12 protein-coding genes are annotated in these 15,037 nt (G+C 55.5%); 8 read left to right on the top strand and 4 right to left on the bottom strand.

Annotation, left to right across the window (positions count from 1 at the left end; genetic code table 11):
• Positions 1–7: 7 nt before the first annotated feature.
• Positions 8–517: an outer membrane protein OmpX gene (ompX, locus tag ACZ3HG_RS15575; protein ID WP_062746618.1), complete on the top strand. Its 510-nt coding sequence runs from the start codon at positions 8–10 to the stop codon at positions 515–517.
• A 91-nt stretch (positions 518–608) separates the two neighbouring features.
• On the opposite strand, the gene ACZ3HG_RS15580 is transcribed toward ompX, so the two are convergent.
• Together ACZ3HG_RS15580 and ACZ3HG_RS15585 are read right to left on the bottom strand one after the other, a co-directional pair.
• Positions 609–2,189 carry a phosphoethanolamine transferase gene (locus ACZ3HG_RS15580; protein WP_465333308.1) on the bottom strand — a complete coding sequence of 527 codons (1,581 nt, stop codon included), beginning with the start codon at positions 2,187–2,189 and terminating at the stop codon, positions 609–611.
• A 231-nt stretch (positions 2,190–2,420) separates the two neighbouring features.
• Positions 2,421–2,528 carry a hypothetical protein gene (locus ACZ3HG_RS15585; RefSeq protein WP_465333310.1) on the bottom strand — a complete coding sequence of 36 codons (108 nt, stop codon included), beginning with the start codon at positions 2,526–2,528 and terminating at the stop codon, positions 2,421–2,423.
• 187 nt (positions 2,529–2,715) lie between these two features.
• Here ACZ3HG_RS15585 and mntR point away from each other — a divergent pair, with 187 nt between their 5' ends.
• From mntR to ACZ3HG_RS15620, 7 genes are all read left to right on the top strand, one after another.
• Positions 2,716–3,165, top strand: a complete 450-nt coding sequence (mntR, locus tag ACZ3HG_RS15590) for a manganese-binding transcriptional regulator MntR (RefSeq protein WP_062746622.1) — start codon at positions 2,716–2,718, stop codon at positions 3,163–3,165.
• A gap of 117 nt (positions 3,166–3,282) precedes the next feature.
• Positions 3,283–4,398: an SLC13 family permease gene (locus ACZ3HG_RS15595; protein WP_191933352.1), complete on the top strand. Its 1,116-nt coding sequence runs from the start codon at positions 3,283–3,285 to the stop codon at positions 4,396–4,398.
• Between the two features lie 109 nt (positions 4,399–4,507).
• Entirely contained in the window at positions 4,508–5,638 is a 1,131-nt protein-coding gene (locus ACZ3HG_RS15600) for an HlyD family secretion protein (RefSeq protein WP_191933351.1), read from the top strand.
• A complete protein-coding gene (locus tag ACZ3HG_RS15605; RefSeq protein WP_062746629.1) occupies positions 5,635–7,203 on the top strand; it encodes a DHA2 family efflux MFS transporter permease subunit in 1,569 nt (522 codons plus the stop codon). The genes ACZ3HG_RS15600 and ACZ3HG_RS15605 overlap by 4 nt, the downstream gene beginning before the upstream one ends.
• A gap of 1 nt (position 7,204) precedes the next feature.
• A complete protein-coding gene (locus tag ACZ3HG_RS15610) occupies positions 7,205–8,755 on the top strand; it encodes an efflux transporter outer membrane subunit (protein ID WP_191933350.1) in 1,551 nt (516 codons plus the stop codon).
• Positions 8,756–9,361: 606 nt separating this feature from the next.
• Positions 9,362–10,852, top strand: a complete 1,491-nt coding sequence (locus ACZ3HG_RS15615) for a sugar porter family MFS transporter (RefSeq protein ID WP_191933349.1) — start codon at positions 9,362–9,364, stop codon at positions 10,850–10,852.
• A gap of 139 nt (positions 10,853–10,991) precedes the next feature.
• Positions 10,992–12,584, top strand: coding sequence for an ABC-F family ATPase (locus ACZ3HG_RS15620; RefSeq protein ID WP_062746635.1), 1,593 nt, complete (start codon positions 10,992–10,994; stop codon positions 12,582–12,584).
• A 98-nt stretch (positions 12,585–12,682) separates the two neighbouring features.
• Here the strand turns inward: ACZ3HG_RS15620 and ACZ3HG_RS15625 are convergent, their stop codons facing one another.
• Positions 12,683–14,230: a sensor domain-containing diguanylate cyclase gene (locus ACZ3HG_RS15625; RefSeq protein ID WP_465333315.1), complete on the bottom strand. Its 1,548-nt coding sequence runs from the start codon at positions 14,228–14,230 to the stop codon at positions 12,683–12,685.
• A gap of 35 nt (positions 14,231–14,265) precedes the next feature.
• Complete coding sequence (gene moeB / locus ACZ3HG_RS15630) at positions 14,266–15,036, bottom strand: molybdopterin-synthase adenylyltransferase MoeB (protein WP_465333317.1); 771 nt, start codon at positions 15,034–15,036, stop codon at positions 14,266–14,268.
• Position 15,037: the final 1 nt, after the last annotated feature.

Here is a 15,037-nt window from a genome sequence, read left to right on the forward strand (position 1 = left end):
GGTGGTTATGAAAAAAATTGCATGTCTTTCAGCTTTAGCTTGCGTACTGGCGGTATCTGCTGGTTCAGCAATGGCACAGAGCACCGTTACCGGTGGTTACGCTCAGAGCGATTACCAGGGCGTGGCAAACAAAGCTAACGGTTTCAACCTGAAGTACCGCTACGAAAACGGCAGCGATGCACTGGGTTGGATCGGTTCTTTCACTTACACTGAGAAAGATCGTACCGATGCAGGCGACTACATCAAGGGCCAGTACTATGGCATCACTGGTGGTCCAGCTTACCGTCTGAATGACTGGGCAAGCATCTACGGTGTTGTGGGTATCGGCTATGGCAAATACCAGTACAACGAACCAAACCGTGAGCGTTATAATTCAAGCGACGTAGGCTTCTCCTACGGTGCTGGCCTGCAGTTCAACCCAATCCAGGACATCGCTCTGGACGTGGGCTACGAGCAGAGCCGTATCCGCAACGTTGACGTTGGCACCTGGACTGCTGGCGTAGGTTACAGCTTCTAAGTTGCTAACCGCAAGTCCGGTTTCCGGACTGACGTTGAAGAATCCGCCCCCCGGGGCGGATTTTTTTTGTCTGATGGTCAGGGTTTTCTGCTTATTTTGCAAAAGGGTCCTGCTGTAGCTGGCTAAACGGCAGGCGCTTCAGGGCAAAGTTGGTCACCTGAATGGCCGGTGCTTTCTCGGCAGAGACAAAGCGATAGGCTGGTACAATTTCCTGACTCTGGATGCCCGTCCACTGCGAGAACAACATCATAAAGTCATTGGCCGAACGGGGCGTATCAATCTTCTGATGGCGGCGGTCATTACCTGAGCTGATAAACAGGGGCACCTCAAAGTTCTGCCGGTATTTATCATCATGGGTCAGGTATTCATTGCGGGTGCCTTTTTCTTTAAAGGCCAGCCCGTGATCGGAAAAATAGATCATCGAAAAGCTCAGTCCGCTGCTGTGCAACTGCTGCCAGAGCTGCTGCAGGAAGCCGTCGGTCTGCGTCACGCTGTAGAGGTAGCAGGAGGTCTCCAGCGAGTGCAGGCGCTCCACATAGCGCCCCCGCGTCCGGTCGCAGGCTTTTGGGTGAGAACCGACCAGGTGATAAACCAGCAGGCGGGGACGATCGACCGGTCGGGTCAGTGCCGCCGGAGTAAAACTGAGCAGATCTTCATCGCGGGTGGCTTTGTCGGCCTCGAAGTCTCCGCTTTTAAGGAAATGCACATGTTTCGCCCGGCGGGCAATGCTGGCTATCGGGGTATCAAACTGGCCAATCTGCCCCTGATTCGACAACCACCAGGTATCAAAACCGGCGCGATTGGCCAGGGTAATAATATTGTTCTGATATTCGGGCTGACCGTTGACGACCTGGGTCAGCGTCAGGCCCAGGGATTTTTGCGTGGACGATGCCGCTGAGGTGTAGCGGGTAAAAAATTGTCCGTTCAGCTGGCTGGCAAATGGCGTGTTATCCCAGCGCCCGCCAAACGCGCCCAGCGCATCTCGCCTGGCGCTTTCACCAATGACCACAACGTAAATTTGCTGTTGTGGCTTTACCCCGGTCACATGCCAGTCATCTTTCAGCGTGGCCAGCTGGTTCATACGGTCAATCTCTTTATCGACCGACAGCTTGCTTTCAATCGTATCTTTTACGAAGCGCGCCACCGGGAAGCCGGTATCCTTCAGGTTAAATACCCCCCCGGTAAGCTGATTCATTACGGGCTGAGTCAGCAAGGCAACCAGCACAAAGGCAAGACAGGCGCTTTCCGGGTGTCCCCATGCCTGTTTCACCAGCGCTTTACGCGTCAGGGCTACCGCACCTGTGATAAGGATCGCCAGCCCGATAAAATAGTCGTGCAGCGGGAAGATCAGCAGTATTTCACTGGCTTCCTCAACGTTTGTCGCGTGCAGTGCCAGCAGGGTATTAAAATTAGGCGGGCCGTAAACCTGACCAAAGGGATAGTAGAAGCCTGCCGTCACCGCACAGGCGGCGATAAGTATTTTGTGTGACGTCGGCGCGACGGCAGCCAGCAATACCAGCAGCGCGGTAAAGGCCAGCGTGTATAACCCGCTTAGCGGGTAGCCAAAGGCCAGGTTAATCAGGGCGGACAGTAGCAAATACAGCCCAAGGTACGGGCTAATCCAGGCACGATAACGGCCTGCGGTCGCAGTTTTAATTAATGTCAGATTCATTATTGGTTCTTATTAGGGAGATCTATAGCGGCCGCTCAGTTCGACGCTGAAGTGGCAGACTGCCTGATACAACTCGTCAGATAAGGGGGGATGGGGTGGGGTGGTGCCCAATCGGCCTGCACTCTTAACGAAAGGCTGGCACGATAATCGCTGTTTTACTGAAAGGCAACCAGCAATATCAATAAGTTCTGTGAAGTCGCTGACAAAATAGTCAGTTACGGTGGTGGCGGGTTAAGAAGCCTGACCGGCAGGCTTCGAATTGACCAGCATTTCCAGCAGCATCAGCCGCAGTGTAAACGGCGAACGGCAAAATAATCTTAATAACAGTGGTAATTTCATCTGATGTCCCTCCGGGCTGTCAGGATATGAACGAATTATCATCAGGTATAGCACAGGCTATACCCTATAGCCATAGCTAAGATGCTAAATTTTGTGCTGGCCTGTGGTTCGTTTACACTGTGTGCCACAACAGACTGGTGCGGCTTTTCGGTATATAATGCGTCGGTTGATAAGAAGAGGAAGCTTAATGAGTCGTCGCGCAAAAATTGCAGTGCCCGCGCCACTGAAAGATATAGAAGAGCATGTCGAAGGCTTCCGCCAGGTGCGGGAAGCGCACCGCCGTGAATTAATCGATGACTATGTCGAGCTGATCTCCGATCTGATCCGTGAGTTTGGTGAGGCCCGTCAGGTGGATATGGCTGCCCGTCTGGGCGTGTCGCAGCCGACGGTGGCCAAAATGCTGAAACGTCTGGCAACCGGGGGGCTGGTTGAACAGGTACCTTATCGCGGCGTGTTCCTGACGCCGGAAGGTGAAAAACTGGCAGAAGAGAGCCGTGAACGCCACCATATTGTTGAAACGTTCCTGCTGGCGCTGGGGATCAGCCCCGACACCGCCCGCCGTGATGCCGAAGGTATTGAGCACCACGTCAGTGATGAAACACTGGCAATCTTCAAAAAATTTAGCGAAAGTCGTTAACCCCCCTTTATCCCCCGATCGCTGACGCTGTCTGCAACCGCCCTGAGAAGATAACCCGCAGGCCGGATTCACTGTGACACAGCGTCAGTTCGTCGGGACACTACATGGCGCGTCAGCATGACCTCATTGCTAAGACCTTTTTTGCACGATCATTTTCTGCATCTGTTAGTAGTTTTGGGGCTGATACTGGCCTGTTTTGTTCCCTTCCGGCTGGCGGAACTGCCAGCTACCGTTGACTGGCCGACAATTATCACGCTTTCTGGCCTGCTGATGCTGACCAAAGGCATCGAAGCCAGCGGCTATTTTGACGTACTGGGTCGACGCCTGGTGCAGGGGTTTAGCCATCAGCGCCAGCTGGCACTGTTCCTGGTCGCGGCGGCGGCGCTGCTTTCCACCTTCCTGACGAACGATGTGGCGCTGTTTATTCTGGTGCCGCTCACGCTGTCTCTGCGGAAATACTCTGCGTTACCGGTTGCCCGGCTGATTATCTTTGAAGCACTGGCGGTGAATGCCGGCTCGCTCCTGACGCCAATCGGTAACCCGCAAAATATTTTGCTGTGGCGTCATGGTGAAGCAGGGTTTGCCGGCTTTATTGTTCAGATGCTGCCGCTGGCCGGCTGGCTGGTTGCCAGCCTGCTGCTGCTGACCGTCTTCTGTTTTCGTGCAAAGAAAATTGAGCGTCATCAGGAGCAGGCAGCGGCGACGTGGCAGCGTTCTCTGCTGTATACCAGTGCGATACTGTATCTGGTGTTTATCGTCGCGCTGGAGCTGAATGTCGCCGTCTGGGGGCTGCTGTTGGTGTTCGCGGTTTTCCTCGTCATGGCCCGCCGTATCCTGCTGGAGATCGACTGGAGCCTGCTGGTGGTGTTTATCGTGATGTTTGTTGATGTCTTTCTACTGACCCGGTTGCCGTTCATTCAGTCGTTGCTACAGACGACAGGGCAGTTATCACCGGGGGGGCAGTTCCTTATGGCGGCGGGGCTGTCTCAGGTCATCAGCAATGTACCTGCCACCATCCTGTTACTGAGCAGTCTTCCTCCCTCCGTGCTGCTGGCCTGGGCGGTGAATATTGGTGGCTTCGGCCTGCTGCCGGGGTCGCTGGCCAATCTTATCGCGCTGCGGATGGCAAAAGACCGCGCCATCTGGTGGCACTTCCATCTCTATTCTGTGCCGATGCTGTTCTGGGCACTGCTCACAGGATGGGGATTGTTTTTGCTTATTCATGCTTCCTGACGTCAGGCAATTCTGCTTTTGTCAGGAAACCCTGGCATTTGTCAATTTTAGCCCTATGGTTATACCAGACTGAAAAAATTGCGTCCCCTGAACAGGGGACCTTTTACTGATGGATACTATGGCTAATCAAACACCTTCCGCACCCGATGATGAAAATCAGCATCAAAATGGCTCTTCACATGAAGATGAAGAAGTTCAGCGTAAACGTCCCGGCAAAAAGCCGCTGGTCATTCTGGCGATTGTTATCGTCCTGATGCTGGTGGTGGCGCTGTGGTTCTGGCTGACGACCCGAAATATTGAAACCACCGACGATGCTTTTACTGAAGCTGATGCTGTGACTATTGCGCCTAAAGCATCGGGCTATGTTACCGAATTGAGAGTGAAGGATAACCAGCGGGTGAAGAAGGGCGATCTGCTGGTCGTGATTGACCCCAGAGATACCACCGCCCAGCGCGAACAGGCGCAGGCGCAGCTCGGTCTGGCTCAGGCACAGCTGCATCAGGCGCAGGCACAGTTGGCGCTGGCTAAAGTGCAGTATCCGGCACAGAAAGACCAGGCGCTGGCACAGTTAGCACGCGCCCAGGCAAATTACATGAACGCCCAGGCGGATGATAAACGTCAGCGCGGCGTCGACCCCCGTGCGACCTCCCAGCGCAATATTGATACGGCGAACGCCCAGCTGCGCAGCGCCAGAGCGGAACTGGCGAATGCCCAGGCTCAGGTTGAGGTGGCTTCTCAGGTCGCACTGCAAATCCGTCAGCAGGAAACCAATGTTGAGGCGCGTCAGAGCCAGGTGGAACAGGCCCAGGCGCAGCTCAATACCGCTAACCTTAACCTCTCTTACACTGAGGTTCGTGCCCCTTACGACGGTTTTGTCACCAAGCGTAACGTGCAGGTCGGTACACTGGTTCAGGCCGGATCGTCATTATTTTCACTGGTGTCTCCGGACGTATGGATTGTGGCTAACTTTAAGGAGTCACAGCTGGCGCGGATGAAACCGGGTGACAAGGTTGAAATCGGCGTCGACGCCTGGCCGGACATGAAGCTGGAAGGACACGTCGACAGCGTGCAGATGGGCAGTGGCTCGCGATTCTCTGCTTTCCCTTCTGAGAATGCTACCGGCAACTATGTGAAGATTGTCCAGCGCGTGCCGGTGAAAATCGTCATTGATAAAGGCCTCGACCCGAACCGTCCGTTGCCGATTGGCCTGTCGGTTGAACCGAAGGTCACGCTGGAATGAATTCCGCGCAGAGCTGGAAGCCCGCCAGTAACCCGTGGCTGGTGGCGATGACGGTGACGCTGGCGGTGTTTATGGAGATCCTCGACACCACCATCGTCAATGTTGCCCTGCCGCACGTGGCGGGGTCACTGTCGGCCAGCTACGACGAATCCACCTGGGTGCTGACCTCTTATCTGGTCGCCAACGGCATCGTCTTGCCCATTTCAGCCTTCCTCAGCCGGCTGCTGGGAAGAAAACAGTTTTTCCTGATCTGTATCGTGATGTTTACCGTCTGCTCTTTTCTCTGCGGTATCGCTACCGAGCTGTGGCAGATCATCCTGTTCCGTATTTTGCAGGGTTTTTTTGGCGGTGGCCTGCAGCCGGTACAGCAGTCGGTGCTGCTGGACTATTTCAAGCCTGAGGATCGCGGTAAGGCGTTTGGCCTCTCTTCGATTGCCATCATCGTAGCCCCGGTGCTGGGCCCGACGCTGGGCGGCTGGATCACCGATAACTACAGCTGGCGCTGGGTATTCTTCATTAATATTCCGGTGGGGATTCTCAGCGTGCTGGCCATTTATCAACTGCTGGAAGATCCGCCGTGGGAGCGTAAATGGGCGAAGGGCAAGCTGCGCGTTGACTATATCGGTATCAGCCTGATCACTCTGGGCCTGGGGTGTCTGCAGGTGATGATGGACCGGGGCGAAGATGAAGACTGGTTCCAGTCCAGCTTTATCGTCACCTTTGCTCTGCTGGCGCTGACCGGCATCGTCGGGGCGATTTACTGGCTGATGTACGCTAAAAGGCCGGTGGTTGACCTGCACGTGCTTAAGGATCGCAACTTTGCGGTGGCCTGCCTGCTGATGGCTGGCATGGCGGCCATTCTGTATGGCAGCTCGGTGGTCATCCCGCAGCTGGCGCAGCAGGATCTGGGTTATACCGCCACGCTGTCGGGGCTGGTCCTCTCCCCCGGAGCCGTGTTGATCGTGCTGTCGATCCCGCTGGTACTGAAGCTGATGCCCATTATCCAGACGCGGATCCTGATCGCCTTCGGCTTTTTGCTGCTTGGCGTATCATTTATCTACTCGTCAACGCTGACCCCGGATATCGATTTTACCTCGCTGGTGATCATGCGCAGCTTCCAGACCATCGGTCTGGGTTTCCTGTTTGTGCCGCTGACGACCATTGCCTTTGTCACCATCCCGCAGCGGCTCAATGCGGACGCTTCGGCGCTGTTTACCATGTTTCGCAACGTGGCCGGGTCGATTGGCATTTCGCTGTCTACCGCGATGATCACCGAGCGTTCGCAGGCGCGTAGCGCACAGCTGGTGGATAACATGACCCCGCTCAATGAGCCGTTTAATCTGGCGGTGGAGCGCTGGGCCCAGGGGGTGAGAGATTTTGTGCATATGGCGGGCGATCCGGTCACCATCGCCACCGGGCAACTCTACAAGCAGATGATCGTCCAGGCGCGTTTCCTCGCCTACATTGATGTCTTTATGGGCCTTAGTATTGTTGCCCTTGTCCTTATTCCATTTTGTCTGCTGCTGGCCCCGATCAAAAGCCAGGGCAGTGCGGGAGCACACTGACATGAACGTTCCTTTTTCTTCTTTGCGTTCGCGCAGTCGTGTACTGCTGGCCGTGACGCTGGCGCTGAGTGGCTGCGCCGTTGGCCCGGACTATCAGTCGCCGAAGCCGGGCACGCCGTCGCGTTTTAACAGCATGCAGCCTGACGGCGGGTCTGCACCGCTGGCGGCGTCGACCAACCCGAACTGGTGGAAAACATTTAACGATCCGCAGCTGGACAGCCTGATTGAACGGGCGGTAAAAGGGAATTTATCCCTGCAGCAGGCGGTCTTACGCATCGCCGGGGCGCGACAGCAGCTCAATCAGGCGCGTGGTGCCTGGGCGCCCTCGGTCAACGGTAACGCCCGCTTTACCCGTCAGCAGTTAGGCATTAAAGGTGAGCTGGAGTCTGAGGGCGTGTATGACCAGATAGATCAGGCGAACGGCGAAACGGATCTGCGTCCGGCGCTCGACAGCCTGTCGAAACCGGTTGGCTTGTATCAGGGCAGCTTTGACGCCTCATGGGAGCTGGACCTGTGGGGCAAAGTTCGCCGTCAGGTGGAGATGGCTGACGCACAGCAGCAACAGTCGGTAGAAAACCGTAATGATGCGCTGGTGTCATTAGAAGCCGAAGTCGCCAGGGCCTACCTGCAGCTGCGCGGTGCGCAGGCTATCACGCAAACCCTGCAGACCCAGATCGACGTGGCGCAGCAGACGCTGGAGCTGACGCAGAGTCAGCAGCGTAACGGGCTGGCCCCGCAGACAAATGTGGAAAATGCCCGCGCGCAGGTCAACTCGCTCCGGGCCCAACTGCCGCAGTATCAGGCGCAGATCCATCAGGCAATGAACGGTCTGGCCGTATTAACCGGCAGAGTCCCGGGGGCACTGGATGCCGAACTGATGACGGTGAAACCGCTGCCCGCGTTGCCTAAAGCGATCCCGGTTGGCGTGCCGTCGGAGCTGGCGCGCCGTCGCCCCGACGTGCGCCAGGCGGAAGCCAGCCTGCATGCCGCTACGGCGAATATCGGTGTCTCCGTGGCACAGCTCTTTCCCAGCTTCTCTCTGACCGGGCAGTTTGGCATGCGCAACAGCGACGCCAGTTACCTGGATAACTGGAGCAGTAATTTTTACAGCTATGGCCCCTCGGTGACGATCCCCATCTTCCAGGGGGGCAGGCTGGTCTCCGGCGTGAAGCTGGCGCGGGCGCAGCAGGCCAGCGCGGCGCTGGGCTACCGGCAGACGGTGCTGACGGCACTGCAGGACGTAGAGAATGCGCTGGTCAGCTATCGTAGCGATCAGCAGCAGGTGGAAGGGCTGGACGATACGGTGGCAGCGTTGCAGAACGCCTTCAGACTTGCCAGCGACAGCTATCGCCAGGGGATCTCAACCTTTATTGAGGCGCTGGATGCCCAGCGGCAGCTGGCGCAGGCGCAGCAGCAGGCCGAACAGGCGCGGGTGCAAAGCACGCTTGACCTGGTGGCGCTGTATAAAGCACTGGGCGGCGGCTGGGAAGCGTACCAGAATGTGACATTGCCGAATTATTCGGTGTTTGGCCCGGCTGAAAACCCGCAGTAAGCCGGCCCTGTTAATCACCCGGTGTGGCTGTTGTCAGACGGCCACGCTTTTTTATTCCCCCCCTTCATCTGAAGTCACCCCCCCATGAGTCACCCTGCTTTTTATCTCACTGAGGCTTTCTTATCAGTGCCCGATTGCCAGTGCCTGTAATTTCATGCCGGGGCGGCGGGAATGAGAGCGCTATCCTCAATACTGATAGCTGAATCCTCCACAATGAAAATAACCTATCATTAAATTAACTCACTGATAATTAATGTTTTATTAAGTTTTTAATGATATTTTTCTTTCATGAAAATGATTTATTCCTTTCATCATAACTCTAAAAATGAAATGAGAGGGAAGTGATTTTGATGAGATGAAATGTTCTCAACATATATTTGCTGCATTTGGATCACACCATTACAACGTTATTGGCGTGTTTATGTGATTTGTATCGCAAATATAATGAAATAATGGGATGCAAGCCTCAAAATTTAATTTTCATTGTTAATTAAAATGAAAAAAATGATCTAAATTAGTTCGCAGAGGCGGTGAACGGTCAATAACATAATGATTCACCACTCTGTACCCCACTAACCAGGTCGATGAGAGGTCACTGTAGTCACCATGGCAAAAGAACAATATATCACCCCGAACCGGGCATCAGGGCCCAACAGCGATACCAAAACAGAACCTTTTGTTAAGGTCATTGCGTTGGTTGCCACCCTCGGCGGATTACTTTTCGGTTACGACACCGGCGTTATTTCTGGCGCGCTGCTGTTTATGGGCGACGAATTACACCTAACTCCCTTCACCACAGGACTGGTGACCAGTTCACTGTTGTTTGGTGCCGCATTTGGCGCGCTGTTCTCCGGGCATTTCGCCGCGTCAGCCGGCCGTAAAAAGATCATCATCATTCTGGCGATCATCTTCGCTGTCGGCGCTATGGGAACCGCCCTGGCACCGAATGTGGAATGGATGATCTTCTTCCGACTGGTATTAGGCGTGGCTGTCGGCGGCGCTTCGGCTACCGTGCCGATCTACATTGCGGAAATCGCCCCGGCGAATAAGCGCGGTCAGCTGGTCACCATCCAGGAGTTGATGATTGTCTCCGGGCAGATGCTGGCTTACATTTCTAACGCCGGTTTTAACGCCGCGTGGGGCGGGCATGAAACCTGGCGCTGGATGCTGGCCGTCGCCACTATCCCTGCGGTACTGCTGTGGTTTGGCATGATGTTTATGCCGGACTCGCCACGCTGGTATGCAATGAAAGGGCGTCTGGCCGAAGCGCGCCAGGTGCTGGAGCGTACCCGCGCCAAAGAGGATGTCGAGTGGGAGCTTGAAGAGATCACCGAAACGCTGGAAGAGGAAGACAAGCAGCAGACACGGACCAGTCTCCGCGAACTGAGAAAGCCCTGGCTGTTTAAGCTGTTTCTGATCGGCATTGGCGTAGCGGTGATCCAGCAAACCTCCGGCGTGAACACCATCATGTATTACGCCCCGACGATGTTAAAAGCGGTGGGAATGAGTACCGATGCCGCGCTGTTTGCCACCATCGCTAACGGTGCCATCTCGGTAATCATGACCTTTGTTGGGATCTGGTTACTGGGTAAAATTGGACGACGGACGATGGTGAAAATCGGCCAGTTTGGCTGTACCGCCTGCCTGTTCTTTATTGGTGCCGTCAGCTATTTCATGCCGGAAACTATTAATGGCCAGGTGGATGTCTTACGCAGTTATATGGTGCTGCTGGGAATGCTGATGTTCCTGAGCTTCCAGCAGGGGGCGCTGTCGCCAGTGACCTGGCTGCTGCTGTCCGAAATCTTCCCGACGCGCCTGCGTGGCATCTTTATGGGCGGAGCCGTCTTTGCTATGTGGATCGCCAACTTCCTCATCTCTCTGGCGTTTCCGATGCTGCTGGCCAGCGTGGGGCTGTCGGGCGCGTTCTTTATCTTTGGCTTAATCGGCATTGTCGGGGCAATATTCGTGATTAAGTGCATCCCGGAAACCCGCAATCGTAGCCTGGAGCAGATCGAACATTATCTGCATGACTGGCTGAGCAACGAAGAAGAGAGCAAAGCGCTCAGTGCATCGAAGCGTAAAGCGGCAAGTCATTAATCTGCCGGCCGGGGAATGCCCCGGCCGCAATGTGCTCCCTGACCCTCCCTCCTGCCAGACCACTGTATGCCGCGCGCCTTTTTTTTGGCATAATGCGCGCTGACTCACATACTCACATCGCAAATTAAAGGCTATCTCTGTGCTAGTTTCCAGCAACGTCACCATGCAGTTTGGCAGTAAGCCGCTGTTCGAAAACATTTCTGTCAAATTTGGCGGCGGCAACCGCTACGGTCTGATCGGTGCCAACGGCAGCGGTAAATCCACCTTTATGAAAATTCTTGGTGGCGATCTGGTGCCGTCCGGCGGCAACGTCGCCCTCGATCCTAACGAGCGTCTCGGTAAGCTGCGCCAGGATCAGTTCGCCTTTGAAAAGTACTCGGTGCTGGACACGGTGATCATGGGCCACGGTGAGCTGTGGGCAGTGAAAGAACAGCGCGATGCCATTTATGCGCTGCCGGAAATGAGCGAAGAGGACGGCTACAAAGTGGCCGATCTCGAAGAGAAGTATGGCGAAATGGACGGCTACACCGCAGAAGCGCGTGCCGGTGAACTGCTGCTGGGCGTGGGCATTCCGCTGGAACAGCACTACGGCCCGATGAGTGAAGTCGCGCCCGGCTGGAAACTGCGTGTGCTGCTGGCACAGGCGCTGTTCTCTAACCCGGAAATTCTGCTGCTTGACGAACCGACGAACAACCTGGACATCGATACCATCCGCTGGCTGGAGCAGGTGCTGAACGAACGTAACAGCACCATGATCATTATTTCGCATGACCGTCACTTCCTGAACATGGTGTGCACACACATGGCGGATCTGGATTACGGCGAACTGCGCGTGTATCCGGGTAACTATGACGAATATATGACGGCGGCCACCCAGGCCCGCGAACGCCTGCTGTCCGATAACGCGAAGAAAAAAGCGCAGATCAACGAACTGCAGTCCTTCGTCAGCCGCTTCAGCGCCAACGCCTCGAAATCCCGTCAGGCCACCTCTCGTGCCAAGCAGATTGATAAAATCAAGCTCGACGAAGTGAAAGCCTCCAGCCGCCAGAACCCGTTTATCCGTTTTGAGCAGGATAAGAAGTTGTTCCGTAATGCGCTGACGCTGGAAGCCGTTACTAAAGGTTTCGATAACGGTCCTCTGTTTAAAAACGTCAACATGCTGCTGGAAGTGGGCGAGAAGCTGGCAATTTTAGGCCCTAACGGTATCGGTAAAACCACGCTGCTGAAAACGCTGATTGGTGAGCTGCTGCCGGATAACGGCACGGTAAAATGGTCTGAAAATGCACAGGTCGGTTACTACGCGCAGGATCACGCGCATGACTTCGCAGACGATCTCACCGTGTTTGACTGGATGAGCCAGTGGAAGCAGGAAGGCGATGACGAGCAGGCGGTACGCGGTATTCTGGGTCGCCTGCTGTTCAGCCAGGACGACATCAAGAAGCCAGCTAAGGTACTGTCCGGCGGCGAGAAGGGCCGCATGCTGTTCGGTAAGCTGATGATGCAGAAGCCTAACGTGCTGATCATGGATGAGCCAACTAACCACCTCGACATGGAATCTATCGAAGCGCTGAACATGGCGCTGGAAATGTACGAAGGGACGCTGATCTTCGTTTCTCACGACCGCGAGTTCGTCAGCTCACTGGCGACCCGCGTAATTGAAATGACGCCGGGCAAAATTAACGACTTCACCGGTGACTACGAAGATTACCTGCGCAGCCAGGGCATCGTTTAACGTTCTGCCGGTTGGGATATCTGTCCGTGTTGTGGAGCGCCACGACACGGGGGACGTTATCCCGCAGGGGTGATCGGTTCACCGGTCGCCCCTCTCCCTTACCGATTTTCCGCTACCCGGTTTTTTCCCGCTTTTTTCGCCGCATAAAGGGCTTTATCGGCCTCTGCAATCAGGGCCAGCCCCGCATCAACATTACGTTCAGCATTCATCACATGCATTCCCACGCTGATGGTCACCACACTGCCTGTGACCTCTGCCTGTCCGTGAGGGATTTTCAGCGCGGCTATGGCCGCCACGGCCTGGCGGGAAAAGCGCAGCGCAGCTTCACGATCGGCTCCCGGCATAATCACGGCAAACTCTTCTCCCCCATAGCGCGCGACCAGATCCTCCGGGCGACGGGGCAGGTGTGCCAGCGTATCACCGATCAGTTTCAGGCACTCATCGCCGGCCAGATGGCCGTATGTGTCGTTAAACAGCTTGAACGAATCCACGTCGATCATCAGCAGCGCCAGCGGCGAGTGCAGCTTTGCCGACCGTTCGGCACTGCGCTGCAGATAGAGGTCAAACTGCCTGCGGTTTGCCAGCCCCGTCAGACCATCCACCAGCGCCAGCGTTTGCAGAGTGCGGTTAACTGAAGTGAGCCGATCGCGCACCTCTCTCAGCTCATACTGGTTTTTCAGGTTGAGGGAGATGTGGCGCAGCACCAAAAACCCCAGCAGTGAGATTACGATCAACAGAATGGTGCAGAGCAGGGCATAAACGCTGATATCGGAGAACCAGGCTTCCAGCAGCAGTTCTTTATCATAACCGGCGGCCACCACCAGCGGGTAGCGCCGCAGGCTGGAATACCCAAAGACCCTTTCAATGCCGTCAAAGGCTGATTTATAAATGGCCGTGCCGCTGGTGGCGTTTTTCAGCAGGTTGGTAAACAGCGGGCTTTGAGAGATATTGCGGTTAATCGCATCGTTGGTGAACGGACGGATGTACAGAATGGTGCCGTCTTTCAGCATCAGGGCCAGCACGTCGTGCTCGTTCAGATTGTAGTAATTATAAATTTGTTTAAAAAAATCCAGCCGCACGGAGGCCAGTAGCACGCCACGGAAAGAGCCGTCGTAGTTATCCAGCCGCATTGAGACCGGAATAATTAAATCGCCGGTGGTTCTGCTGCGGATCACTTTACCGATATGAACCTCGCTCCCCGGATTCTGCTGATGGAAGTGGAAATATTCCCGATCGCCGTTGTTGGCATGCCTGGGCATATTACCGTCAGAGGTCACCAGCCAGTTGCCTTCCGCATCAAAGATAAACAGCCCGTGTAGCTGGGGCAGACTGGCTTTACGATTGGTCAGAATCTCACGCAGGTAGTCGCTCTGATCCTCTCGCAGGCCGATCAGGGAGATGCGATCGCGGAGATCCTGCAGGGTAAGATCGACCTGCAGAAAGGTATCTTCCGCCTGGCGGGAGAGTGACTGCGAAAGATTTCTGGCATCAACCTGCGAGGTGGAAATCATGCGGTTCCATGATGTCCAGATCACCCAGCCGTTGATGGTAATAACCGCCGCGATAATCACTAACAGAAAGATGATCATCAGCTGGCGCAGAGACGATTTTTCGCTCTCAGCTATCGCGTTGTGCTCATCGATCATGGGCTTAACAATCCTTTAGGCATCCAGGCACTGGCTTAACTATAGTGCTCGCTGGCAATGCCGCACACTTCACACTCAGGATCTTTGGACAACGTCATAGTACGGAACTGTAAGGTCATGGCATCGTACAGCAGGAGCTTACCCGCCACCGGTGTGCCGTAATGGGTCAGGGTGCGAATCGCCTCCATCGCCTGGAGCGAACCGATAACACCAACCAGTGGCGCCATCACGCCCGCCTCTACGCAGCTCAGAGTGGCGGCCCCGAACAGGCGGCTGACGCAGCGGTAACAGGGCTCATCCTCTTTCCAGGTAAAGACGCTGATCTGGCCCTCCATGCGGATGGCCGCACCGGACACCAGCGGCACTTTGCGGGCGTGGCACAGGCGGTTGAGTTGTTCGCGTGTCTCCACGTTATCACAGCAGTCGACCACCATCTGATGTGATGCGATGACGCCGTCCAGCTGCGCATCCGTCAACCGGGCGTTGATCGTCTCAAGGGCGATCAGTGAGTTGATGGCGGCGAGGCGCGTACGTGCGGAGTCGACTTTGGCCATGCCGACCTGGGCTTCGCCGTGCAGCACCTGCCGCTGCAGGTTGGAGCTTGATACGTGGTCAAAATCGAGCAGCGTCAGATGGCCCACCCCGGCGGAGGCCAGATACTGGCTGGCGGCACAGCCCAGACCACCAAGCCCAACGATCAGAGCGCGGGACGCTTTCAGCCTCTCCTGGCCCTCAAAGTCAAAGCCGCGCAGGACAATCTGGCGATTGTAGCGCAGCATCTCCTCGTCGCTCAGTTCCGGTAACATA

The organism is Erwinia sp. PME.40.26/001 (genome assembly GCF_055556675.1).